The following is a 22,736-nucleotide window of genomic DNA, read 5'->3' on the forward strand; positions in this document are numbered from 1 at the left end:
CGGGCGGCCGCTCCCCGCTGCTGGCCGTCGTCGGCAGCGCCGGCGGTGGCCAGCTCCTGCGGCTGCACGCGGTCGCGCTCGCGCGGGCCAGGGCAGCGGCAGGCTGCAAGCCCGGGAGGGCATGACGGGCCTTCCTGGGCGGCTCGGCGCCGGTGCACCTGGTCGGGCGGCCGCTCCCCGCTGCTGGCCGTCGTCGGCAGCGCCGGCGGTGGCCAGCTCCTGCGGCTGCACGCGGTCGCGCTGGCGCGGGCCAGGGCAGCGGCAGGCTGCACGCCCGGAGGGCATCACGGGGCTTCCTGGGCGGCTCGGCGCCGCTGCACCTGGTCGGGCGGCCGCTCCCCGCTGCTGGCCGTCGACGGCGACGCCGGTGGTGGCCAGCTCCTGCAGCTGCACGCGGTCGCGCTGGCGCGGGCCAAGGCAGCGGCAGGCTGCAAGCCCGGGCGGCGTGACGGGCCTTCCTGGACGGCTCGACGGTGACCCCCTGCTGGCGAGGGGGCGATTACAGGCAAAAAAAAGGGCGGCCCCTTCGGACCGCCCCTCTTCGCAGATTGCGTTAAACCGCGCCTATTCTCGCGGGGTAGTCCTGCGCAACTTTGACGGTTGCCAGCCGCCGGATCGCACTGACCAGCCTCACCAAAACCACAGCTGCAGGCACGGTAACAAAGCCGATGACCAGGGGCGATAAACCGAACGAAAAAATCGCCATGGCAGCCGCCGTCACTGCAAGACCCGAAAACCGCTTCCACGTCCGGACATCGATTTCCAAGAACGTGCGCTCCAACCTCATGCGCTCATCAAACTTCGTGATCTCTTCCGGCGTGAGAGTACGCGCGCCGGCTTCAAGAGAGGCCATCATCCTATCCAGCTGCGGCGTCAGGTCCTTCAGGTTATGCCTGCAATGGACGAACGTCCTGATGCTCTGGAAATTGACCACGCATAGCACTGGAACCGTCAGCAGCAAGAGGATCTTGACAAAAGGAGAGAGCGCAGCCACCGGAGACGAGATTTCGGCAGGCAACTCCGACACTCCCGGAAGCGTCATCCAAGCCCACACCGCCACCCCAAAGGCGACGGTGAAGGCCAAGCGCAGCAACACCTCGAAACGAGCTGCGCGGTACCAAATATCGAGGGCATTCCAAGTCGCATACAGATCGGGAAAATCAAGCTGCTTTGCGTCGTTCATGGGCTTCTACCGGTGTTCGTGAATGAAAATACTGTATCAGCGGTCCGTCTCATGCGGCGATACGGGCAATGGGTCAATGGACGCGACCGAGAAGCGACCGTAATAAGCCGACCCGCGCTCATTCGGTCGGCGGTCGGGGTGGCCGTTTTCGTGTATGTACCGCTCAACGGCGACCATGCCAGCCGAAAGAGCGCACGCGGCGTCGATGTCGTGGTAATCCTTCGGCGGGTACTTGCCTCGGACGTGTGAAACGCGGACATGATGCTTATCGGCCATTGCTGTTGCTCCTGTAGGTAGATGGATAATTCAGAAAAGTGAAAGCTGCGGACGTGGCGACCTGGCGCCCGCGTCCGGGGCGGGCGGTGCCTGCACATCGTCATGCCCGGCGGGCGCGGGGGCGGCCTCTTCCGCGCTACGCCGCAGGCGGAACGACCAGCCCCCACACACGTGGCTGGGGGTGTACCAGTGCTCCCTTGTTTCGAGGGTGAGCGTATTCCCCACAACGATCACCGCAGGAACATCCATCAGGGAGAGCTGGACATACGCCATGTGCGCCGCACGACTATCCACGTCCACCGCAGTAACGTGCACCTGGTGCTTTGGGTTGAATCCGGCATCGAGCATCGCCTCGACGAAAGCGATCACCATCGCGCCAGCGCCGCAAGCAGGCTCGCTCACGGTCACATAGCCGTTCGATTCGATCAGCTGGCGCATGCGTTCACCGTCTCCCACCTGCAGGCGCGCCATCAGGGTGCACACCTCATAGGGGGTGAAGAACTGACCGCGATACTTGTTGTGGACCTCCAACTGCCCAAACACAGCCCCCAGCAGGTCGCCTGGGCACGCGGCCAAGGCCATTTTCGTCTCTGCCAGGATCTGGCTAAAAACGCTCAACTCCTCGCGGTTATAGGCCGCGATGAGCTGCATGTAGCGCGCCTCGCGTGCCTCAAATTGCGCCCAGTCCGCCAGATTGCTCAGCGCAAGCGCCATCATCTCCATGCAGTCGGAAAACAGCCGGTGCAGGTCGTGCCGGTGCCGAAGAGCGGTGAACAACCCAACGATCTTCTTGATGTGCGGTGCATGCGCGCTACTTGCGGTCACCTGTTTGGCGTGCTGGTCTTGCATTGCTCGTTTGCTCGATCTGTGGGGCCAACCGGGGCCGTTGGCGCCGACAGGCACGGCGGTCGGCCGCCAGCAACACCCGCAGGGCCGCAGCGCAGCGAAGGACGCCGCAGGCGTTGTGCTGGTGGCAGCCGTGCCAGGCTGCGCCAAGGTCAGGCCACGGTTCGCCCTGCAGGGCAGACGGGAATGCAGCCGCACGGCAGCGGCAAGGCACACCGGCCGGCGAGAGCCGGCCACATGGCGCGGGGCACCCGCGCGGCGTGCCGGCCAGGCACGCGCAGTGCGATGGGACGCTAGCGGCCCCAGCACTGATCCGGCGCGGCCAGCGCCGCCACTGGCCGTGACGCGTCACGGTAAATGCATAGCCTCCCCTGCCCCACGTCGCTCGATGTAGGCCGCCAAGGGCGCCATGACCTGGGTGGTGTCCACACCGACGCGATGGGCCATATCATCCATCCAATCCCGCAGGTCCATTTCGGTTGCGCAGTACATCGCATACTCATCTTCGCCGACCCGCTCTTGCTCGTCCCATGCGTGCACAGCAGCCTCGTAGGCATCAATGAAGCCGTCCCAGCTTGTTCTGAGCCATTCCGGGATTTCGATGGCTGGGAACCGCTCGCGGTAGCTCAGGGTGTGCGTGTTTTGGATCATCTTGTTTTCCTTGCAGGTGCGGGGTGGCGGCCGCTTGAGCGGCCGCCGATCAAGTCGCTCAGATATGCCATTCAGCAACGACGGTGAAGCGGATGAGATGGCCCAACCAAAGCAAGGCGCGCAAGTCTTCATCCGAGAACAGGTCGGGATTCACCTGCGACAGCCGCACGTCTTCGGCGTAGCCGGGGCCGCCACGGAACCACTGCGCCAGCGACTCGTTGTAGAGGCTGACCGTCAGGTATTCATCCCCCGCCTCGACCATTACCCACTGCCCCGCAATGCGATGGATGGTCAGCGAAACGCCGTAGTCGCCACGGCTGCGCTGCAGCAGACCACGGTGGAAGGTGCTTTCCGCCAATGCCGCCGCATGAAACTGCTCAAGCGAGCAAAAATCCGCGAGGTACTGCCGCCACTTGTGTTCCAGCGCCGGAATTTTCAGGTGAGCAAGGTGGTCATCCTGCGAATGGCTGATGGTCATGCCCAGCCACTGGGTTTCGATCCGCTGCTTCTGATTGGCGTGCTGTACTTGCATTGTCGTCTGCTCGTCGTGGTAACCCTCGTGGGCCGTTGGCGACGTCAGGCACGGCGGAAAGCCCGTGGCAGCACCCGAAGGGCCGCAGCGAAGCGTAGGACGCCGCAGGCGTTGTGCCAGGGGCGGCCGTGCAAGACTGCGACAACAGCAGGCCCGCGAGGGGTAGCACGTGCAGGCCCGACAGTCAGGGCAGCAATGGGGCCCCTGCCGGGCGCCGAAGGCGGCCGGCCATGCCGGCAGCACCGCTGCCGGCACACGGATTGGGGTGGCACGTGGCCACCCCTTGATCCACTTACGGGCGGGCCTCCATCGCCGCCTGCTGCAGGATCTCCCAGTGCGTGGGTGAGCGAACCACCTTCACCGGCACGCGCTTTCGTTCAACGCGCACGAAATGCCCGTTGTCGCTGAACAGCCGCCGCCACCGACCTACCGTGTAAATCTCCCAGTGCGTCCGCATTGGTCCGCTAACGTGGACCTCGGAATGCGGCTTGGTTCGCGCCGGGCACTTCTCGGTCAGCATGGGCTCGTCTTCCGTGCCGTGCTGCACGTAGCACTCTGCGAAGGAAATCAAGTCGCTCATGCGCGGCGCTCCAGCTCGGCAACAATCCAACCTCGCGCGATTCGCTCAGCCACCGCAATGTCGTATTGCTGCTCATGCCCGAGCTGTTTGCCCAGCTCCTCGGCGATGTCGTAGGCGAACACACCCGGGAAGCCCTCGGGGCACACGTCGTCATGCAGGACCCACAGCATTGCCGCGATCCGGGCCAGGTATTCAGCATCTTCCATGGTCACAGGCTGCCCGGACTGGCTCCACCCCGCCCCCAGCAGGGCCAGATCAATGGGGTCAAACTTCGCTTCGCTGATGGCGTTGGTATTGGCTTGCTGCGACATGGTGGTTCTCCTGGTGCTGGCCCGCCGTGGGCCGATGTCGCCGGCAGGCGCGGCGGAAAGCCGCTGGCAGCACCCGCAGGGCCGCAGCGCAGCGGAGGACGCCGCAAGGCGTTGCGCCGGTGGCGGCCGCGCCAGACTGCGACAGCACCAGGCCCGCGGCGGGCAAGGACCAGGACCCATGAGTCAGGTGAACCACGTGCCGGCGCCGCCGGCACCACAGCGCGCCGCGCTGCACGGATGCGAACGCCCTACAAACGAAAACCCCCGGCCGGGCCGGGGGTTCGTTTGGTGCCGAGGTAGGCGTTAGGCGTTCTCGCCAATCTTGACAAGCTTTGTTCCGTCGTCATTTCCAGGTTCACGCTTCATGCTTGACCTCCAGACGTGGTGGTGATTTTGCCCTCAGCGGTGGTGGTCACCTGGAGAGCCAGGCCCAAGGCGTCGAGGACGGAGAGCAGTGTGTTGAATCGGGGATTCCCCGTAGGGCTCAGCGCATCATAGAGCGCTTTTCGCGCCCCGCCCGTGGCGCTGGCCAGCGCGGACATTCCCCGCGCCCGGGCGATCTGACCAAGCACATCAAGGATTTTTTCTTGATCGCCTGTATCAAACGCTTTTTTTAATTTCTTCAGCTCAGCGGCGCTGACCTTGACGCCTTCAATGCTGGACATGCGCCCCAACTCATAATCAATGAGGGGCTAGTGTAACCTATACGACACAGCACGCAACCCGGCCGCGCCGCGCGCATGGCCATCTGCCTTCGCCAGTCGGCTGCCCAGCTCGGCCACATCGCCAAGGGTCAGCACGCCCTTGGCAAACCACGCCAGGAGAAGCCACTCGATGTCGGCGCCGTCTACGGCCGATGAGCCGACAGGGCCACACTCGGCGACCAACTGCAGCAGCTGGTCGCGGGCCTCAGCGCGGGTGATGACGCCAGCGTGGGTTGCATCCTGCATCTTCAATCCTCTCCCTGAATCATGATGGTCAGCACCGGCTTGGCACAGTCGCCGGGGCCGCAGTAGAGATAAAGGCCACTGCCATCGAAGTCGAAGCATGCCGTATTGCTGCCTTTGGATGCCACGGCCGCCATCTTGGCCAGCAGCAGCATGCTGAACAGCCGATGTGGTTGTTCCTCGGGCGAGCCACTGATTGCCGCTTCCCATGCTGCGATAGACACCGCCAGCGGGAGCCGAAAACCGACAGTGGCGGCCTGTTCCGAGGCATCGATCAAGTCTCCACAGGCGAGCAGTTCCGCGCGTGAGGCTGCATGGACCACCGTGAAGTCATCCCACAGCCCAGCCGTTCCGTTTTCGCTCACCGCAGCATCGGTCGTTGGCGTGATTTCGCTGTTCATTGGGTACTGTCCTGGTTAGCCCGTTGTGGGCCGTTGTCGATGACAGGCACGGCGGCCGGCCCGCGGCAGCACCCGCAGGGCCGCAGCGTAGCGAAGGACGCCGCAGGCGTTGCGGCAAGGGCAGCCGTGCCAGGCTGCGACAACTGCAGGCCCAGGACGGGCTGACCTGCGCCAGCCCGATCGACAGCGAAGGCAGGCGCATTTCGGCGCGCGGAGCGCGCAGGTGCCCGCAAGGCGGGCACCGGAAGGGTCAGCGACGAAAGCCCGCCCCTGGGCGGGGCGAGACTGCGCAGCTGGCTCGATGCGCAGCACACCGGCGCGGTGCCGGCCTGCCGGCAGACCCCCAGCCCCAGCCGCCCGAGATCCGCCAGCACCGCAATTCAACCCGCCTCCAACGCCAAGCCCGAATGAGCCTCCAACACGGAATGGTCGAGGTTCACCGCCTGGCGCTCACGCTTGCGGAAATTGATCCGCCGCACCTTCGCCGGCGCACCCAAACCGACCAGCTGGACCTTGAAGGCATACTCGTAATGGTTCACCCCCTGCCCATCCGTGTAGTTGTTGTTCTGGATCGACGCCTCAACGTGAAGCTGGCTACCAACACGGGCATGCTCGCGGACGAATGCGGCATTCATCCCATACGCGTTGAAGGTGAGCGTGACCTGACGTTTGAACGGCTCGCGACCTGGAACGTCGTCAACGATTTCCTCCCGAACCAGCATGAACCACATTGCGCGATTCTCGGGCGGACCGTGTTCGGCCATCTTGGCAATATGACCGCTGAAAAACAGATTGTTCATGCGTTTGAGCCTTTCGTGACGCCCTGGGCACTGGGAAGGATGGGAGCACCGTTGACGTCGCGCTTGAGCTGCGTCGGGCATTTCGGATACGCGGTGCACATGATGAAGTCGAAGGAACCGGGCTTATAGACGTGGCGGAGCGGAGAGGAGCACGCCGGGCACGAGTGCGAGGAAAGCGGGGAGCCGCCGGCGTCGAGTTCGCTGTGCTTGCACGCCGGATAGGTAGAACAGGAGAAGAAACGCCCAGCTGCGCCCTGGCGCAGCTGCAACGGATTGGCGCACTTCGGGCACGGGTAGGTCTTACCGTCGCCCTGCAACACTGCGGCCTGGACGCGGGCGCCGGGCGCGCCGTTCACGTCAGGGACGGTGCATTCGCACGTCGGATAGGCGGAGCACCCCCAAAACGGTAATGACGGCCGCGTGGCGGTGGCCTTGGACATTTTCCGCCGCAGCAGCTCGCCACAGGCCGGACACGGGTGCTTCGGGGCGGCGGCTTCCATCGCGCCCAGCTCCATGCTGAGGCGCGCGTCGGCGGCCGCCACAACGGTGACGTAGTCAGCCTGGCCGTTCGCGATCCGGTCAAGATCAGCCTCCATCGTGCGGGTGTAGTCCAGCTCGATGAAGCTGAAGCGGCCAGTCATGGCATCCACAATGTTGAACGCCAGCTGCGTTGGCCGCAGGAAGCCCTTGGTGTCGGCGACCGAGTAGCCGCGCTCGGTGATCGTGGTCATGATCGCGGCGTAGGTTGAGGGACGGCCAATGCCCTGCTCTTCCAGCTCGGCCACGAGCGTGCCTTCCGTGTAGCGCTTCGGCGCCTTGGTCTTGCGCTTCAGCACCTTCGCCTTCTCGACCGCCACCGAATCCCCGGCGCTCAGCGCCGGGATCGGATTGGCCGCATCAGCTGACTTGCCGCTGTCGTCATCCTCAGCCTCTTCGTAAACGGCACGCCAGCCAGGCTCGATGAGCGTGCTGCCGCGTGCGACGAAACGAACGGGTACACCGTCGACCTGGCCGGTGAGCACAGCGCGGCGCGTGGCATACACGGCGTCGGGCATCTGCGAGGCCACTGCCCGCTGCCAGATCAGCTTGTAGAGCGCCTTTTCTTCAGGTGTTGTGCCCGCCTCCCGGACATTGAAGTCGGTCGGAACACAGGGGTCATGCGCTTCCTGGGCGCCATCCTTAACCTTCCACACGCGCTGGTCGGCGGCCATCGGGATGCCGGCGGCATGGTAGAACTCAGCCATGCGCGCGTAGGTCACGTCGACTACGTTCGGTGAGTCGGTTCGGTGGTAGGTGATGTCTCCGTTGTCGCACAGGCTTTGCGCCGCATCCATTGTCGCCTTCGCCTTCAGGCGGAGCTTGTTGGACGCGGCCTGCTGCATGGTCGACGTGGTGAACGGTGCCTTCGGCCCTTTCCGAGTCGGAGCGTCGACAAACTCGGTGATGGCCAGGGTCTTTACACCCGCCACCGCCATCGTGAGCTGCTGATCCTGGACGTATTCGGCCCCTGCCTTCAGATGCGGGGCAGTGTCCCATTCGGCGGTCCAGCCGCCCGCGAAGGCCAGCTCAATCCCAAAGTGCTCGGTAGCGGTGAAGTTCAGGATTTCACGCTCACGGCGCACCAGGATGGCTACCGCCGGCGACTGGACCCTGCCTGCCGAGACCTGCTGAGACACCATGCCGGAAAGCGGCCCGCTGACGCGGTAGCCAAACAGCCGATCCACCGCACGCCGGGCTTCCTGTGCGCGCACACGGGGGTAGTCGATGTCGCGCGGGGCGGCGATCGCCGCCTCAACCACGGACTTTTCGACCGCGTTGTAGGAGATCCGCTGGTAGGTCCCGGGGGCAAGGCCCAGCTCATCGGCCAAATGCCACGCGATGGCCTCACCCTCGCGGTCCGGGTCGGTGGCCAGCAGCACATGCGAGGCACTGCGGACAGCGGTCCGCAGAGCGTCGACCTTGCCGGGGTCGGGGACCTCGTAGGTCATCGCATATGTTTCCGGATGGATGCCCATCTGGCGTTCCGGCAGGTCGCGGATATGGCCGCGACTGGCCACGGCGCGGTATTCAGACCCGAGGAACCCGTTGAGGGTCTTTGCCTTTTTCGGGGATTCCACAATGATCAGGGTGGTCACGCTATCTCCTTGTCGAACATGAAGGGGCCGAGACGCATGGCGTCATCGGGCGTCACCTCAGAAATGGGGCAGCGCTTGCGCGCGGCCAGATTGATCAGGCCGTCGACCTCTGCGACGTACTTCTGCAGATGCCGGGCAACACGGCGAGCGGCGGGAGGAATGTTGCCGCCGCCGTCTCCCCCGGCCTGCGCGGCGACGGATTGAGCCGCCATGCTGTGCTGCAGGTGAAGCAGGTAAAGCGCCCGTTTCACGCGCTGGGGATCGGTGCTGATCGGCTGCATTCGGCGCGGACGTGGAACATGCCGCATCACGCCACCTTCGGCATGTAGACCTGCCCGGCGTGCAGGTCATACAGCGGCAGGATCGTGCCGATAGCACCATGCAGCCACATCAGCTCGGCTACGGAGACGGCAGTGCCGTCGCGCAGCAGCAGCCCGGTGCTTGCCGGTGAGTGCGGCGTGGCTTTGTCCGGATCTGCAGTAAATACATCGAGCCACTGGATGGCTTGGATCAGGGTAGATCCACGGTGGAAGCGCAACAGGACCGATTCCAGCGGTCGCGTCTCATCAACGACCAGGGATTTCCAGCCTTCGCCTGGACGGGTGGAATCCGGAACCAGCTCTATGTAGACAGCCAGCTTCGGGCTCAATCGGATGGGGTGGATGTGGATCAAAAGTGACTCCAGGGCGGCGGGCGCCTTGATTAATAGTCTATAGACGTAGTTCGCAGGGCAAATAAAAGGGCACCGGCGAGCATAGGCCGGTGCCCTTTACAGATCAGCGCCCCGTTTTGCGCTTGCGAGTAACCTTCTCCTCTTCCTGCGACTGGCTCTGGCCCTGGGCAGCCTTGCCACCCGCACGGTCTGCGCCCTGTGTAGCGCGTGCCCGATCCAGAGTCGCTGCCAGCGCCTTCTCTGCTGCGGCCGCCTGGGTCAGTGCAGCTGCCACCTTCCAACTCTTGACTGGGGTACTGTCATCGACGGTCGTGGCCGGCACCAGCTGGCCAGAGGATCGATCATCAATCGTGCGACCCGCGCGATAGTCGAAAGCCTTGAGGGCGGCCGTAGCGCTGTCAGTCTCAAGCAGGATCTCTTGCCGCGGCGGCTGCTGGTTGGGCACCCACTGGCGGACAACCCAGCGCGCCTCGTCAGCGTTACGCACCGTTTCCATGGTTCGCTCCAACGCCCGCTCTGCGGCTGCCGCTTGGCCAAGCTCCGTCGAGTATTTCCAGCCCTTCAGGCCGGGCTCGTCAACAAGAGAGACGCCCTGCTTTCCGGTTGCGCGGTCCAGAATGCCGCCGCCGCCACTGTAGTCAAATGCGCCTTGTGCGGCCTTTGGGCTATCCGTCTCCAGCACCGTACGTCCGGCCGCATTCGTCACGATCCAGCGTGGCCCTTGCTGCTCCGAATTCACGATTGGCTGTTTCGCTTGCTGCTTGGCCTGGGCCTGCACCGCAGGTTCCCGGGTAGTTGCCGCCGTTACGCGCGCAGCCCCAAGCTGGGCGCGCCATTCGCGCTGAAGCTGCGGCAGTGAAGCGCCGGCCGTCATGTACTTGTCGTTCCAGTCCGAGCCCTGCTCGCCCTTGGTAAAGCGGGGAAGCATGACCAGGCCGTTGACCGACTCGGCTGCTGCGATTGCTTTCTCTTTGCCCACGTTCTTGGCTGGCCGGCCGTCGGCGCCGATGGTGTTCTCCTTGGCATGATCGTTGTCGCCGGCGACGATGATCTGTCGATCCGGGAAACGCTCACGCAACTGAGTCACGATCGCCTGCAGATTCCCGGCGTTGAAGGCAACGATCACCGGCTGCTCCGCGATCTTGGATACGGTGTCTGCCGTGGCGTAGCCTTCGGCGACGATCAACGGCAAGGCGTGGTCCTTGGCGAGCGGCCCTTCCATCAACGGGACGTCGCTGCCGGCCACCGTATGCAGCCCGGACACACGACCACTGGTCATGAAGCCCTTGAACATCGGATTGACGCGCTGCACGCTCCACAGCTTGCCATCCATATCGCGGGCGGGAACAAGCAAGTCACCCTCCATGAAGACGGGGGTTCCTTCATGCTCCTGGCCGAGCTTCTTCACGTCCCACGGCGTTTTACCGATCAAGAAGTTGGCGGTCTGATCACTGGCCGCCGGGGTGACGCGCAGCCCCACCGGGTTGTTGATCCCCTTCTTCGCGCAATACGGGTCTTCACCGGTGGCCGGTGCTGCAGCCGCATACATTGCCGAAGCAACGACGGACGCCTGATCGTACTGCTGCTCCTGCTGACGCTCACGATCCAGCCGACGTGCTGCCGCCTCTGCATTCAGGCGTGCGCGCTCTTCCGGCGAGACAGTGGGAACGACCTTCTGTGTGCGCCAATTCTCTTTGACGCCGGCGCGATGGTTCTCGAAGTAGCCAGCCGGCGTCCCGTCGAGGTAACCCTTGTAGGCGCCGCTCTTCTCCGAACCGCGGTCGCCTTCGATCGGCACGCGGTGGATCTTGCCATCCATGACCGCCAGGTCGTTCATCACAAAACCCTGTTGCTTCAGGACATCCGTGAACTCGCGCTGGTAGTCCACATCCGAAAGGCGGTCCATGGTTTGGCTGACGCTCTGCTGCACCTGGTTCTGCGGCAACCACCGGTCGAACTTGGAGAGATCGGCGTCACCCGGGGCAGACCAAGACTTGGCGTCCGTGTCCCATTCGATGCGGAAGCCGCTATCGACGGCGAGCTGCTTGGCCTCTTCCTTGTCGGTGAACGGGATGGCCAGGTACACCCGATCCGGCTTGATGGCCGCGTTCGGCGGCACCACGGTTTCAACCACGACTGGCTCCTTGATGGGAAGTTCTTGCTGCTCAGCGCCGGCAGCCGCCACTTCCTGCACGAGCTGAGCGATGCGCGCGTCGTTGGCTTGTACTTCCGCCTCTTGGGCGCTGCTGATGGACACGGCGGTGATCTGCTGGGGCGATTCGCGGTCCCACGAAATCTGCGGGGGCGACTGGATGGCGCCGGACTCGGTGATTGCCGCCCTACCCCGCTTATCCATCATCAAAGACTTCGGCTGCAGGCGACCATCGGCATCGACGTAGTCGATCGCATACGTCGGCTGATTCGGGTCGGCCTGGCTCCAGTCGGAGAGACCGGCAAACCGCACCATCGGCCGCAAGCCCTGTTCTTCGGCCGAGAACTCGATTGACTTCAGCGCATCCTTCGGCGCTTTGCCGATCGCCAAGGTGGAGCTATGGGCGTCGAGCGCAAACCGCGCACGTTGATCGGCGCGAACGCGATCCTCGTGGCTCACGGCCTGCACCTGGTCGGCCGCCACCCCCAGTTCCATCCGGGCAATGCTCAGCCGGGTAACGCCCTCCTGCCATTCCTGCTGCGCCGACGACGCGGCAGCGCGTAGCGGGCCGCGGTCCTCCTCGCTGGCCACTTCCACGTCAAACGCCCGGTCCTGGAAATCGGAGTAGGCCTGAGAGGCATCCTGTTCGGCCGCCATCAGCTTGTCCCACTGCTGCCGCAGCTCGTCAGGCGCCCCCGAAACGGCATTGGTCAGGTTCGCCTGGGCAGTATCCTGCCAGCTCGTCGCAAGGGCTTGCTGTTCTGCCAGCGTTTCCCGGTCCATGGCCGGGTCGGTCCGGGCCATCTCCATCATGGCCTCTGCATCACGTGCGGCCTGCAGCGCCTCACCGCGCAGATGGAGAAGCGTCGAAAGGTTCTCGGCGCGCTCTTCGGTCAGGAACCGGATCCGTTCCTGCTGCAGCCCCAGGACGTAGGTCTGGATCTTTTCAGCGTCAGCAGCTGCGCGGAATATCTCACGCGGGTCGTCCTTGAGCGCCTTGATCCAGCTTTCCACATAGGCGGCGTGGCGGTCCGGGTTGTGCCCGATGCCGAGAGTGTCACCCATCATCAGGGAGGCGATTTCAGCACGCAGTTCCTCGCGCGCGTATCCCGCAGACCCGAACGGGTGCGAAAGGTCGCGGCCAAGCCGTTGCGGGTGACCGGTCCAATGCCCCAGCTCGTGCAGCGCAGTGGAGTAGTACCCGCTCGGTTCATGGAACTGCTCGCGGTCTGGCAGGGTGATCGCATCCGCCGAGGGGCTGTAGTAAGCCTTGTCCCCGCCATGCTGAATCCGGGCACCCGAACTGCGCAGGATCGCTTCAGCGGCGGCGTGCCGCTCCATCTCGGGCGCCATCGGGCGCGCCTCCGCCGGCGGCAGTCCTTCGATCTGCTGGGCATTGAACACCACCGCATGGAAAACGCGCGGACTGGTGTATTCCACCTTCTGCTGCTTGATCGAACCGTCCGGATTCTTCACGTACTCGCCGGTCTCGTCGCGGACCGGTTCAGTGCCGTGGAACTTCCAGTATTCGATCTTCGTGCCCTTCTGCCCACGGCGCACCTGGGCACCTTGGGCCTGGGCTTGCTTGTAGGTCAGCCAGCGAGAGTCGCTGAACCCGCGGCTCATCAGGTACACCGAATTGATGCCGCGGTACTCGTTGCCGCTGGTCGGGTTGTAGGGGCGGAATCGCTCACCAGGCTTCCACGGTCTCTGCCAAGGGGCAACACCGCGCTGCAGCTGGTCGATAAGCGATTGGCTTACCTCGTCGGCGTAGTTACTTGCCATCGTTGCCGCCACGGACGGGAGCCAGCTTGCTGACGGTCAGGCCGGCCTTGTGCCGGGACTGGGCAACTGCTTCCGGCGTGGTGTCCGCATCGTCCAGTGAAGCATTTGCATCCCACGCGGACTCTTCGGAAAGCGCCGTTTCCTCGAACGCACCCATGCGTTCGGCTTCGTCTGCGCCGACCTGGACCATGACGCCTGGAATGCTGGCGTCCTGCACGCTGCGCGAGTAGACGATCGTGTCATCACCGGCACCCGGCTGGGTGTCGGTGGTCGGTTGCTGGTTCATTCGCTTGGTCTCCTTGCGGGTAAAAACGGTGGTTTCGGTACTGGGGTCATAGCTCGGTGCGGTGTACTGCATTGCGACCGGTGGGCCGTCGATGCGCTGGATGTAGCGATTGACGTAGCCGTTAGAAAATCCGTTGCGGAAGTTGCCGGTGTTGTAGGCCGAGAGCGAAGCAAGCAAGGCCTGTTGTCCACCGCCAAATTGGCCCGACGCCGATCGGTAGAACGTGGTGAGGATCTGAGCGCCTGCCGAAATGTTCGTGCATGGCTCGAACATCTCTGCGACTGAGAACCCCAACTTGGGGAGGTTGTGGCTGTTTACCTGCATCAAACCCATATCGACGCTGTAACCCGCTTGGATCAGCGGGGTAACGATCGCGACCGCCTCGGCGGCCGTGGTGGGCGCCCGATAGCTGGGCTTCGCGTGCCCCTTTCGCGCGTTGACGTTGATCGCAAGGGGGTTGCCCCTGCTCTCCACATGAATGATGTGCTGCACTGTTTCGGGCGCAACCTGGGGCGCGCACATGAGAAGAAGATCAAGGCCGAGCATGGGTGCTGCTCCTGTCACTGAAGATGGCTGCGGAGTCGCCACGCACCAACAACGGTGATGCGATGCCGCGAACGTCCTGTTGATGCAAGGGTCCGAAGTACCGCGAATCGAAGCTGTGATCGGTGTAGCTGGATACCACCCACAACTGATCGCGCTGCACGACATACCGGCCCTCCTTGACGGCGGGTATGCCAAGAATCAGATCGGCCGATCCGCTATTTCGCAGCGGGTGCCCATTGACCGAAATGGCACCGCGCAGTACCTCGACGGTGTCACCTTCGACGGCCACGACAGGCTTCAGGAACGGAACCGTCGCGGATGGACAGGGCCTCGGCGCAATCCAGTGAAACACCCCCCAATCAGCTGCGATGTGTCCCGCGTCTCGCAGCCGGGTAACCAGCTCGATGTCCGGCGGACAGATGGCCACAGTGGCGCCCCGGCTCACCGGGAGCGCTACGTCAGCCACTCGCCACACGCCGGCCGGCGCCGAGGCGGAGACATTCAGCCGAAACCCTGCCGAGTAACCGACCAACGCGAGTACACCAAGGCTTACGGCGGCACCCATCAGGACACCTGCTGCAGGTCGACGGCTCAGCATCAGTGCACCCGGAACTCTTCGACCGCTACGCCCGCGTCCATGCCTTGGTCATGCCCATCTTCGAGATAGGGGTTGTCCTCGTCGGGCGCGAGGAGCGGCGCGGGCGCGCTCCAGGCTGGCGATTCATAGGGCAGACCCCACCGCTTGCTCATCTGCGGATCCAGGAAGTAGACCGACTGCACGCCGCGAATGACAGCAGTACCAGCGACGAATATCAGCATTTCACCTGGTGCAATAACGCGGCCTTCCTTGGTCTTCTTGGCACCTGGCAGCGTCCTGATTTCGTCGGCCGTCATGAGCGGTCGTTGCTGCTCCTCGATGCTCACCGAAACGTTCTGATGCATCGCCGCCATTCGCTTGCCAGAAAGCGTGGTCTTCTCCTTCATGTACGTGCTCGTACCGGTCATCTTCGACAGGATGTCTGCCGTCTCCGGGCGGTTGGGGGCAAACGCAGCCAGGATGTGGCAGTTCGCGATGATCTGTTCTTCGGGGCCGTATGCCTCACGGGAACGCAGCTGGGAGAAGTCCTGCATGATGAGCATCGCCTTGATGCCATAGCCGGCCATGTAAGCGAGATTTTCCTGCAGGACCTCCAGCTTGCCGAAGCTTGGAAGTTCGTCAAACAGCAAGAGCAAGCGGCGCTTGTGCGGAGACACTTCGCGGCCGTTGACCATCTGAATCGAGGGCCGCAACAGAACCCGCAGGATCTGGCTCTTGACGAGCCGGATCAGCGGTTTCATGCGGTCCTTGTTCTCGGGGGACGGGCACAGATAGAGCGTAATGGGGTCATCAGAGTTCATCAGGTCCATGACCTGGAAGTCGCTGTGTGCAACATTGCCGCGCACAATCGGGTCGTCGTACAGCGAGAAGAAGGACTGCGCCGTCGACAACACCGAACCCTGCTCTTCTTCTGGCCGATCAGCCTGCGTGCGACCCTGCTTCGCAACGGCCATGTGCACCTGGCCATTGAGATGAGTGTTGTTCATCATCTCTTCGTACAGCTCGGTGTGAGCACGCTGGGGATTGGACATCGCGTCGCTTACATCGCCGAGGTTCGCGCATCGGCCTTCACCATCGCGAACCTGGTAGAGCACATGCAGAACCAATCCGACCAGGAACTGCTGGGCGGTCTTTTCAAAGTGGCCAAGCCTGTCCATGCCCTTGCCGGATGGGTCCACGATCACGGTGGTGATGTTCTGCACATCGCCAACCTCGTATGGCGTGCCCAACCGGACCTCTGCGAGGGGATTGAACCGCGTTGGTGAGGTAGGGCTGCTCGGTGCGAACTTGAGGATCCGATTCTTGGCGTACTTCGAGCGCCATCCGGCGGTGCCGTTGAAAAGCTCCTCCTTCAAGTCGCCGACCACAACACTATCCGGCCAGGAGAGCAGCGTGTTGTTCACGATGCTGATGCCCTTGCCAGAGCGCGTGGGTGCAACAACTGCGACATGCTCGGGCCCGTTGTGTCTGAGGTAGCGCAAAACGCCCTTCTCGTCGCGCCAGCCACCGACGAATACACCAGTGCCCTTCTTTCCTTCTGCCGGCAGCAATCCGGCCTCCTCGATTTCAGCGCGCTTGGCGAAATGTGCGGTGCCATGCGCATCGAGGTGCTGCTTCAACTTGCGATTCTTCAGACCGTGGGTCAGCACATAGGCGCCCAACCCGATACCTGCGCCGGCCAAGAACCCGACGTAGGTGTTATTGAAGGTCGCGGGAGCAGAGTTGTAGAACTTTGCCTGCCAGGAGAACCATGACCAGGGCGCATAAAAATGGGCGAACAACGGTTCGCCCAATGCCGGGTGGTACTTCAAACGGCCTGCCGCGTACTGCGTGCAAAGCGACGAAACAACACCCCAGTACAGAGTCAGCGCAGGGATGCCGATGGCATGGAACCGCTTCTCTCTGTCCTTGATTTCTTCTGTCACCGTCTTCGACCTCGTGATGTATCGACGAACCGACCACGCTCGTCCAACACGACGGCCTGGCCAACTTTGAATCGGCTGGCCTTGGCAGCAACAGCAGCGGTGACTGGCTTTACCAAGGTTTGCCCTTGGCGACCCAGCAAGACCACCTCGCTTCCATCCTCCATCCGGCGGCGACCTTGGTAGGTTGCCTCGCCGGCATCGGTGGATACCCATAGCCGCGTATAGTCTATATCAGATACGCGATGGGCGGTGTTGTTCCGCTGAGCGACCCATTTGATAACGGCCGGGCTGGGCGTTTCTTTCGCCCCAGTTTTGAGAACTGCGTCACCGATTGACCCATCCGCAACCTGCCCCTCCTTCGTGGGCTTGGATGTTGGCTGTTGGCCGGAATCGGGGCTTGGCTGCACCGTAGGAGCGGGTCCGGCGGCCTGGTTCGGTGTCGCTGCGACTGTGTTGCCGGGCTGCGGCTTGGCCTGTTTGGCCAGCGCGGCTGCGCGATCGGCCGACGCCTTCGCTGCCTGCTGGCGATGTGCTTCCATGCCGGCGTCCGCGAACCGCACCTGTACGGCCTTGGTGCCAGCCAGCTCAGCGACCTGTAGGCGAAACTCTTCTGTCCCCTCGACGACTAGGGGCTGCCCAGGGAATTTGGCCGCAGCCAGGCTCAAGGCAATGAATGCCGCGGTAGCGGTGGACTTTACCGACCGCACCTCTCCTCCTCGGTCGATGACCAAACCACCATCGCTGGTTTTGTAGTGGATCTCCCCACTCCGGGCTACGCGGGGCTTCAGATGCTTGAAAACGATTGCCCTTGCCTTCTCGGCATCAGGGGCAGTGAGCAAATCAAGATGGGTCTTGATCAGCCTGTTCGCGCGGGCACGCATCAACGCCAATGCGTCCTGGTCACCCGTGGCCGCCCGTTGCCGAACGAAATCGTCCCAGCTCGGGGCCACGTTGGACTGGACTGCTGTCTTCCGGGCTTTGGCTAGCTCAGCCCGGATGGCTGCGACGTTCGCCTGATGCTCCATGCGAAGTGCTTGGTAGCTGATCTGCTTGGCATGCCGAGGGATGCCCCCGATGAGCTTTAGCGCCTTGCGTTTGGCGGCATGTACCGCACGCGCATGCTCAAGCTGGGCGGCGCCCTGCTTGTTGATTGCATCGAGCGCGCTGCGGCGCTGCGCCTGCTGGTTGTCTCTATGCCGCTGGTACTCGGTGTAAAGACCGCTGCTGTCCAGCCCCGGCGAGCGAGGGCTGCGGGAATAGCCCTTCCCTGGAGCGACAGAATGGGCAGATGGAGTGAACTGCCCCAGTCGATCACTGAGCGACTTCATCGAAAGCGAACGATCCACGCTGCTGGGTCGGATGCCGATGCGAGCTGCCGGATCATAAATGGTCAAGCCAGCACCGCGCAGCTTCAGTTCCAAGCCCAGCTCCCCAACGACGCGATGCACCTGCTCCCAGCTCGCCGCGGACTTCAGATCCTCCAAGGCATGCTTTCGCACCCATGTCTGCATGCTGTCTTCGCCGGTGTACGCCTCCATGGACGCAACGCGAGCGGTCGGCCTCACCCCATCGCGGCCATCATCTTTGCCCTCCGCTCGGCCAACGCCATCTCCCGCCCGTCGCAATACTTCAATTCCTGCGGGTTTTCCAGCGTGTACGTTGTCACGTGCATTATTCTGCAGTAGCACGTCACCGCCCCGGGTGACGCGAACCATACGGAGGCTGGACACGTTTGGCAGGCTGTGTAGTTGACCGGGCGCATGCCTTCGGGGATCAAAAGCAAGGTCGGACTCACGTAGTCCAGCAAGCTCGCTCCATCGGTCGTTACCGGGGGGTGGAAGTCGTCCGGCTCCTCGTGCTCGATCTCGATCTCTATATCGCTCATTGGTACGTTCCTGCTGCTGTTGAAGCCGCTTCTCGTGAAGCTGTTGGCGGCCATGATTGGTGGGCTGAAGACCGTGCTTAACCTCCAGGCGATCACAGGCCTCCATCAGGCGTTTGTGGTCGTAGAAAGGCTCGAAGTTGCGATAGGTCTTGGGGTGAACCTTGTTGATGGCCACATGGACATGCAGGTGGTCTGTGTCGATGTGGACAGCTGAAATGCGTTGATGGTCGGCCATGCCGATGGCGGCACACAGCTCGTCTTCGATCGCGTGCAACACAGCCATGGGCGGCTGCTCACCAGGCGGAAAGGAGAAGACCAGGTGATACGTCTTGTCCGCCTTGGAACGGGTGTTCAGCGCCTGCGTGGCCAGGATCTCCAGGGTGGCCGCAACCGGCTCGGTCGAGTGGCAGTTGCTCACACGCATGCCGCCGACCTTCTCGCCGTTGCTGCGGGTGGCCAGGATGTACTCGGCGGTGTTCGTCCAGGAGCGTGGATCCTCCCGGCCCTGGGCGTCCACAACGTACCTGACCAGCTTGGCCATGTTCGAGGTGGCGCGATCACGGGGTATGCGTTTGGCGATCACGACCGCAGGACCTCGCCCATGACGTTCAGCATTTCGACCTGCCCGTCACGAATCCCATCCAGGACGGCCTGCACATCGCTGGGCTTGGCGCCGCGGCCGCGCCTATCCGGATCTGTCAGCCACAGCTTCAGCAGACCGCCAAGGCGCCCCAGGTCTGCGTTGACCTTCGCCAGCCGGGCGACAGCCTGCAGGTCCACCTTGGACCGGATCGGCTGATTGAGGCCGACCAATTTGAGGTAGCCCGATCGGGACAAGCCGGCCTCCTCAGCACGAGCTGAGATCGCTGCCTTCTCCTCATCATTGACCCATACCTCAATCGGCTTGCCCCGCCGTCGAGCCTTCTTCGCTGGTGCCGCGGTGCTGTCAGTCATCTGTTGCCTTCTTGGAGCGCTCGTATCGCTGTTGCTGGGCTTTGGCTATGGCTTCTGTCGCGGCAGCGACCGTGTGCGTCGCAGACCAAGATGACGTCGAGCCGAAGGCGAGTAAGGCCAGGTGATGGATGGGTGCGGGCTTGCCCGCACCCGTACATCACACATCTTGTCATCTTCTTCTCCGCGATTTTATGCGTTTGCTTGCCCCATCTCCACCCCAGCAAAGCTGACCGCACCACAAGCTCTGCGGTGGTTCGGAATGCGGCTTCCAAATCAGCTGCGGAGCAGCTGACACGGATCCGAAGGCATTGAAAATCAGGCTCTCGCCCTCTGTTCGACAACCTGGTGAGGCATCCCGACCGATCCCAAAGAAGTTCTAGGATGAATGGATACTAAATAGCGCTACTTAGCGCTACATTGCATTGTGTTGCATTAAATTGCGCTAAGTGGCATACTTTCATTGCACCGTAGCGCTAAGTAGCGCTATCGTCCTCACCACTGAAGCCGGGAAAGGCCCATGAAATGAGTACGCCAGAGAAGAAGTCGCGGGGCGGTGGGCGAGTCGCGTTCCTGAAGCACCGCGCCGCGATCAAAGAAAAAATCGAAGCCGGGCATGTCCGGCGCCACATTTACGACGACATCCCGGACCTGGGGATTAGCTACAGCCAGTTCATCCGGTATGTAAATCACTTCATCACCCCAGGGGATCCCAATGTCACCCAAGCCGCGCCGCAGCAGACCCCAAAACCCCGAGGCCAAGCTGACGCCGGCCCAGGAACAAGCCCTCCCTCCCCTGCCCGACCCGAACCAGCCCAGCCAGGCACCCCAGCAAAGCCCGCCTCAACAAGCGAGCGCCGCTCAGGAGCCCAACCCCGACTCCAGCACACCAGCGCAGCCAGCAAAGACGACCTCGTCGGCTAAACCCACTGAAGGATCAATCCAAAAAATGAACGCCATCGTGAACAACAACCAGTCCGCTTCTTCCGCTCGCGGCCCGATCGTCCATTTCGTCCTGCAGGGCAAGGGCGGCGTCGGCAAGAGCTTTGTTGCCTCCCTGATCGCCCAGCACGCGCGCGATGCATCCGTCCCCCTCGGCCTCATCGACACTGATCCGGTCAATGCCACGTTCTGCGGCTATAAGGCCCTGAACGTCGACCGCCTGGAGCTGATGGAAGAGGGCACGTTGGTTGAGCGCCGTTTCGATCAGGCGATCGAACGCATCCTGGGCGAGGACGCGACCTTCGTGCTGGACAACGGTGCTGCAAGCTTCATTCCCCTGAGCAGCTACCTGCTGGAGAATGACGCCATCCAGATGCTCCTGGATAGCGGCAGGCGCGTCATGATTCATACCGTTGTTACGGGTGGCCAGGCGATGACCGACACCTTGAACGGCTTCAACACGCTGGCATCGCAGTTGCCGGATGGGGCTGAACTGATCGTTTGGCTCAACGAATTCTTCGGCCCCATCGAAGCCAACGACAAGTCCTTTGAAGAGATGCGGGTCTACCTTGAGCACAAGGACAAGGTGAAGGGGCTGATCACGATTTACCGACAGACCGGCTCCACCTTCGGGACTGATGTGCAGCTGATGCTGGAAAACAAGCTGACCTTCGATGAAATCGCCACGTCGAGCGAGTTCGGATTGATGGCCAAGCAACGCCTGAAGACCGTCCAGAAGAGTATCTGGAAGCAGCTCGACATCATCCTCTAAAGCACGGAGAGGGTCACATGGACGACATGCTCGAACCCTCTGCCGCACGCATGGCCCTGATCGAAAAGATCAGGGCCCGCGTCGCTGTGGAGCAGCACGTCTTGCTTGGCAAGAACGATCCCATTCTGTCGGTAGTCCTCATCATGGAAGAGGTCATCAAACAGTATGGCGAAGCAATTGCGGACGACATCCAGCTGAATCAGGAACAGCTGGGGATACAGCTACAAACGGTAGTGGAGGGCGCCAAGGAGAGCGCAGGAAAGCTCATCACCGACTCGGCCGGCTACATGAGCAAACAGATGGTTGCAGCTGGCGACCAGGTGAAACGCGACATCTTGCAGGCTGCGAGTGAGATTCGCGCCCAAGCAACCAATGACAGCAACCGCATGCAAGAGGACAGCCGGCGCGTGCATGACCAAGTGCATAGCATGCGCACAGAAGTGGTCGACGCCAAAAAAGGGATCAATCTGGCGATGATTGTGACGGTGATCTCGGCAGCAATTGCTGTCGGTGCTAGTGTCATTGCTCTCTTGAAGTAACCACCACTGACGCAACAGGAGATGTCTGATGCGGCTCTTGAAGTACATCGTTCACTGGGGCATTTGGGCACCAATTCTGGCGGTCGTGTACTCGACCGTCGTGATCTGGCTCTTTAAGGATGGCGCACTGGATAGCGTGCCGCGTCTCCTCCAGAACATGGTTGGACTGAGCTGCTTCGTCATGCTTGGAGCGGGGATCCTGGTCGTTGGGTTCTTCTCGCCAAGTACCGCTGCTATCAATAGGAAGAGGGAACAGGCCAGGATGTTCTGGGCGCAACGCGGGTAGCGGCCTGCCGAAAATCAGGTATGAACCTCCAAAGCCCGCCCCTGGCGGGCTTTTCATTTGCCAATTCGGCAGCACCCTTGCATTTGGCACGCGCACGCGGCACGGCACTGTGTCGCACCGCACATCACTGGGTACGCCGCGCTCGATGTCGGGCCTGGGGCGGCGCACTCACCGCTGCGGCCCGGCCGCGCTCGATGCCGGCGCCGACGCCGGCGTTGGCGTTGGCCAGCGGGTCTACCTGCAGGCCGCCCCGGGGCAGATCCACGTCGCCATCGCCGCCGGTTGCTGCATGACCTGGTGCGATCGCCAGCGGCATGCGCACGTGGTCCCCACCGCGCCCAGCTGCAGGCCGAGCTGGGGACAGGGCGGTGCACTCACCGCCGCGGCCCGGCCGCGCTCGATGCCGGCGCCGGCGTTGGCCAGCGGGTCGACCTGCAGACCGCCCCGGACAGATCCACGCCGCCGGCAGCTGCATGACCTGGTGCGATCAGCACCGGCATGCGCATGTGGTCACCACCGTGCAGCTGCAGGCCGAGCTGGGGGCAGGGCGGTGCACTCCACCGCTGCGGCCCGGCCGCGCTCGATGCCGGCGCTGGCGTTGGCCAGCGGGTCGACCTGCAAACGCGCCGGGCGGATCCACGTCGCCGGTGCCACCGGCAGCTGCATGACCTGGTGCGATCGGCACCGGCATGCGCACGTGGCCACCACCGCGCAGCTGCAGGCCGAGCTGGGGG

Annotated in this window: 23 protein-coding genes and 1 pseudogene; 3 read left to right on the forward strand and 21 right to left on the reverse strand. The window is 63.0% G+C overall.

Annotated features, from left to right (window positions below; translation table 11 throughout):
• Window positions 1-553: 553 nt before the first annotated feature.
• The 20 genes from AC3WJE_RS15715 to AC3WJE_RS15810 all read right to left on the reverse strand — a co-directional run bounded on the left by AC3WJE_RS15715 (window position 554) and on the right by AC3WJE_RS15810 (window position 19,466).
• A complete protein-coding gene (locus AC3WJE_RS15715; protein ID WP_493731756.1) occupies window positions 554-1,183 on the reverse strand; it encodes a hypothetical protein in 630 nt (209 codons plus the stop codon).
• 36 nt (window positions 1,184-1,219) lie between these two features.
• A complete protein-coding gene (locus AC3WJE_RS15720) occupies window positions 1,220-1,459 on the reverse strand; it encodes a hypothetical protein (protein WP_493731757.1) in 240 nt (79 codons plus the stop codon).
• A gap of 30 nt (window positions 1,460-1,489) precedes the next feature.
• A complete protein-coding gene (locus AC3WJE_RS15725; RefSeq protein WP_493731758.1) occupies window positions 1,490-2,308 on the reverse strand; it encodes an N-6 DNA methylase in 819 nt (272 codons plus the stop codon).
• A gap of 345 nt (window positions 2,309-2,653) precedes the next feature.
• Window positions 2,654-2,956, reverse strand: a complete 303-nt coding sequence (locus tag AC3WJE_RS15730; RefSeq protein WP_493731759.1) for a hypothetical protein — start codon at window positions 2,954-2,956, stop codon at window positions 2,654-2,656.
• A gap of 58 nt (window positions 2,957-3,014) precedes the next feature.
• A complete protein-coding gene (locus tag AC3WJE_RS15735) occupies window positions 3,015-3,488 on the reverse strand; it encodes a hypothetical protein (RefSeq protein WP_493731760.1) in 474 nt (157 codons plus the stop codon).
• 292 nt (window positions 3,489-3,780) lie between these two features.
• Window positions 3,781-4,068 carry a hypothetical protein gene (locus AC3WJE_RS15740; protein ID WP_493731761.1) on the reverse strand — a complete coding sequence of 96 codons (288 nt, stop codon included), beginning with the start codon at window positions 4,066-4,068 and terminating at the stop codon, window positions 3,781-3,783.
• Window positions 4,065-4,379 carry a hypothetical protein gene (locus AC3WJE_RS15745; protein ID WP_493731762.1) on the reverse strand — a complete coding sequence of 105 codons (315 nt, stop codon included), beginning with the start codon at window positions 4,377-4,379 and terminating at the stop codon, window positions 4,065-4,067. Before AC3WJE_RS15745 ends, AC3WJE_RS15740 begins: the two co-directional genes overlap by 4 nt.
• 362 nt (window positions 4,380-4,741) lie before the next feature.
• Window positions 4,742-5,044, reverse strand: coding sequence for an addiction module antidote protein (locus AC3WJE_RS15750; RefSeq protein ID WP_493731763.1), 303 nt, complete (start codon window positions 5,042-5,044; stop codon window positions 4,742-4,744).
• A 27-nt stretch (window positions 5,045-5,071) separates the two neighbouring features.
• Entirely contained in the window at window positions 5,072-5,329 is a 258-nt protein-coding gene (locus AC3WJE_RS15755) for a hypothetical protein (RefSeq protein WP_493731764.1), read from the reverse strand.
• Window positions 5,330-5,331: 2 nt separating this feature from the next.
• Entirely contained in the window at window positions 5,332-5,727 is a 396-nt protein-coding gene (locus AC3WJE_RS15760) for a hypothetical protein (RefSeq protein ID WP_493731765.1), read from the reverse strand.
• Between the two features lie 380 nt (window positions 5,728-6,107).
• Window positions 6,108-6,527, reverse strand: coding sequence for a hypothetical protein (locus AC3WJE_RS15765; protein ID WP_493731766.1), 420 nt, complete (start codon window positions 6,525-6,527; stop codon window positions 6,108-6,110).
• Window positions 6,524-8,662: a DNA topoisomerase gene (locus AC3WJE_RS15770; protein WP_493731767.1), complete on the reverse strand. Its 2,139-nt coding sequence runs from the start codon at window positions 8,660-8,662 to the stop codon at window positions 6,524-6,526. The genes AC3WJE_RS15765 and AC3WJE_RS15770 overlap by 4 nt, the downstream gene beginning before the upstream one ends.
• Window positions 8,659-8,943, reverse strand: coding sequence for a hypothetical protein (locus tag AC3WJE_RS15775; RefSeq protein ID WP_493731768.1), 285 nt, complete (start codon window positions 8,941-8,943; stop codon window positions 8,659-8,661). The genes AC3WJE_RS15770 and AC3WJE_RS15775 overlap by 4 nt, the downstream gene beginning before the upstream one ends.
• A gap of 26 nt (window positions 8,944-8,969) precedes the next feature.
• Window positions 8,970-9,335 (reverse strand): hypothetical protein, encoded by a 366-nt coding sequence (locus tag AC3WJE_RS15780; RefSeq protein ID WP_493731769.1) that lies wholly within the window; start codon window positions 9,333-9,335, stop codon window positions 8,970-8,972.
• Between the two features lie 103 nt (window positions 9,336-9,438).
• Complete coding sequence (locus AC3WJE_RS15785) at window positions 9,439-13,272, reverse strand: zincin-like metallopeptidase domain-containing protein (RefSeq protein ID WP_493731770.1); 3,834 nt, start codon at window positions 13,270-13,272, stop codon at window positions 9,439-9,441.
• Entirely contained in the window at window positions 13,262-14,104 is an 843-nt protein-coding gene (locus tag AC3WJE_RS15790) for a lytic transglycosylase domain-containing protein (RefSeq protein WP_493731771.1), read from the reverse strand. Before AC3WJE_RS15790 ends, AC3WJE_RS15785 begins: the two co-directional genes overlap by 11 nt.
• A complete protein-coding gene (locus AC3WJE_RS15795) occupies window positions 14,091-14,669 on the reverse strand; it encodes a S26 family signal peptidase (protein ID WP_493731772.1) in 579 nt (192 codons plus the stop codon). Before AC3WJE_RS15795 ends, AC3WJE_RS15790 begins: the two co-directional genes overlap by 14 nt.
• 32 nt (window positions 14,670-14,701) lie before the next feature.
• A complete protein-coding gene (locus AC3WJE_RS15800) occupies window positions 14,702-16,627 on the reverse strand; it encodes a type IV secretory system conjugative DNA transfer family protein (RefSeq protein ID WP_493731773.1) in 1,926 nt (641 codons plus the stop codon).
• The gene (gene traI, locus AC3WJE_RS15805) at window positions 16,624-19,095 is read right to left on the reverse strand and encodes a TraI/MobA(P) family conjugative relaxase (protein ID WP_493731774.1); all 2,472 of its coding nucleotides are present in this window, start codon (window positions 19,093-19,095) and stop codon (window positions 16,624-16,626) included. The genes AC3WJE_RS15800 and traI overlap by 4 nt, the downstream gene beginning before the upstream one ends.
• Window positions 19,092-19,466, reverse strand: a complete 375-nt coding sequence (locus AC3WJE_RS15810; protein ID WP_493731775.1) for a plasmid mobilization protein — start codon at window positions 19,464-19,466, stop codon at window positions 19,092-19,094. Before AC3WJE_RS15810 ends, traI begins: the two co-directional genes overlap by 4 nt.
• A gap of 522 nt (window positions 19,467-19,988) precedes the next feature.
• Here AC3WJE_RS15810 and AC3WJE_RS15815 point away from each other — a divergent pair.
• The 3 genes and pseudogenes from AC3WJE_RS15815 to AC3WJE_RS15825 all read left to right on the forward strand — a co-directional run.
• A pseudogene (locus tag AC3WJE_RS15815) lies at window positions 19,989-20,144 on the forward strand (TraK family protein); the annotation flags it as partial.
• Between the two features lie 34 nt (window positions 20,145-20,178).
• On the forward strand, window positions 20,179-21,177 hold the full coding sequence (locus AC3WJE_RS15820; RefSeq protein WP_493731812.1) for a P-loop NTPase family protein: 999 nt from the start codon (window positions 20,179-20,181) through the stop codon (window positions 21,175-21,177).
• 17 nt (window positions 21,178-21,194) lie between these two features.
• Window positions 21,195-21,716, forward strand: a complete 522-nt coding sequence (locus AC3WJE_RS15825; protein WP_493731776.1) for a hypothetical protein — start codon at window positions 21,195-21,197, stop codon at window positions 21,714-21,716.
• 410 nt (window positions 21,717-22,126) lie between these two features.
• Here the strand turns inward: AC3WJE_RS15825 and AC3WJE_RS15830 are convergent, their stop codons facing one another.
• A complete protein-coding gene (locus tag AC3WJE_RS15830) occupies window positions 22,127-22,267 on the reverse strand; it encodes a hypothetical protein (protein ID WP_493731777.1) in 141 nt (46 codons plus the stop codon).
• Window positions 22,268-22,736: the final 469 nt, after the last annotated feature.

It is taken from the genome of Pseudomonas sp. GW821-FHT07E12, assembly GCF_058986605.1.

Bases quoted from the DNA above. Each gene is read 5' to 3' on its own strand.
- AC3WJE_RS15715 (WP_493731756.1), bottom strand. From the start codon at position 1,183: ATGAACGACGCAAAGCAGCTTGATTTTCCCGATCTGTATGCGACTTGG.
- AC3WJE_RS15720 (WP_493731757.1), bottom strand. From the start codon at position 1,459: ATGGCCGATAAGCATCATGTCCGCGTTTCACACGTCCGAGGCAAGTAC.
- AC3WJE_RS15725 (WP_493731758.1), bottom strand. From the start codon at position 2,308: ATGCAAGACCAGCACGCCAAACAGGTGACCGCAAGTAGCGCGCATGCA.
- AC3WJE_RS15730 (WP_493731759.1), bottom strand. From the start codon at position 2,956: ATGATCCAAAACACGCACACCCTGAGCTACCGCGAGCGGTTCCCAGCC.
- AC3WJE_RS15735 (WP_493731760.1), bottom strand. From the start codon at position 3,488: ATGCAAGTACAGCACGCCAATCAGAAGCAGCGGATCGAAACCCAGTGG.
- AC3WJE_RS15740 (WP_493731761.1), bottom strand. From the start codon at position 4,068: ATGAGCGACTTGATTTCCTTCGCAGAGTGCTACGTGCAGCACGGCACG.
- AC3WJE_RS15745 (WP_493731762.1), bottom strand. From the start codon at position 4,379: ATGTCGCAGCAAGCCAATACCAACGCCATCAGCGAAGCGAAGTTTGAC.
- AC3WJE_RS15750 (WP_493731763.1), bottom strand. From the start codon at position 5,044: ATGTCCAGCATTGAAGGCGTCAAGGTCAGCGCCGCTGAGCTGAAGAAA.
- AC3WJE_RS15755 (WP_493731764.1), bottom strand. From the start codon at position 5,329: ATGCAGGATGCAACCCACGCTGGCGTCATCACCCGCGCTGAGGCCCGC.
- AC3WJE_RS15760 (WP_493731765.1), bottom strand. From the start codon at position 5,727: ATGAACAGCGAAATCACGCCAACGACCGATGCTGCGGTGAGCGAAAAC.
- AC3WJE_RS15765 (WP_493731766.1), bottom strand. From the start codon at position 6,527: ATGAACAATCTGTTTTTCAGCGGTCATATTGCCAAGATGGCCGAACAC.
- AC3WJE_RS15775 (WP_493731768.1), bottom strand. From the start codon at position 8,943: ATGCAGCCGATCAGCACCGATCCCCAGCGCGTGAAACGGGCGCTTTAC.
- AC3WJE_RS15785 (WP_493731770.1), bottom strand. From the start codon at position 13,272: ATGGCAAGTAACTACGCCGACGAGGTAAGCCAATCGCTTATCGACCAG.
- AC3WJE_RS15790 (WP_493731771.1), bottom strand. From the start codon at position 14,104: ATGCTCGGCCTTGATCTTCTTCTCATGTGCGCGCCCCAGGTTGCGCCC.
- AC3WJE_RS15795 (WP_493731772.1), bottom strand. From the start codon at position 14,669: ATGGGTGCCGCCGTAAGCCTTGGTGTACTCGCGTTGGTCGGTTACTCG.
- AC3WJE_RS15810 (WP_493731775.1), bottom strand. From the start codon at position 19,466: ATGACTGACAGCACCGCGGCACCAGCGAAGAAGGCTCGACGGCGGGGC.
- AC3WJE_RS15820 (WP_493731812.1), top strand. From the start codon at position 20,179: ATGTCACCCAAGCCGCGCCGCAGCAGACCCCAAAACCCCGAGGCCAAG.
- AC3WJE_RS15825 (WP_493731776.1), top strand. From the start codon at position 21,195: ATGGACGACATGCTCGAACCCTCTGCCGCACGCATGGCCCTGATCGAA.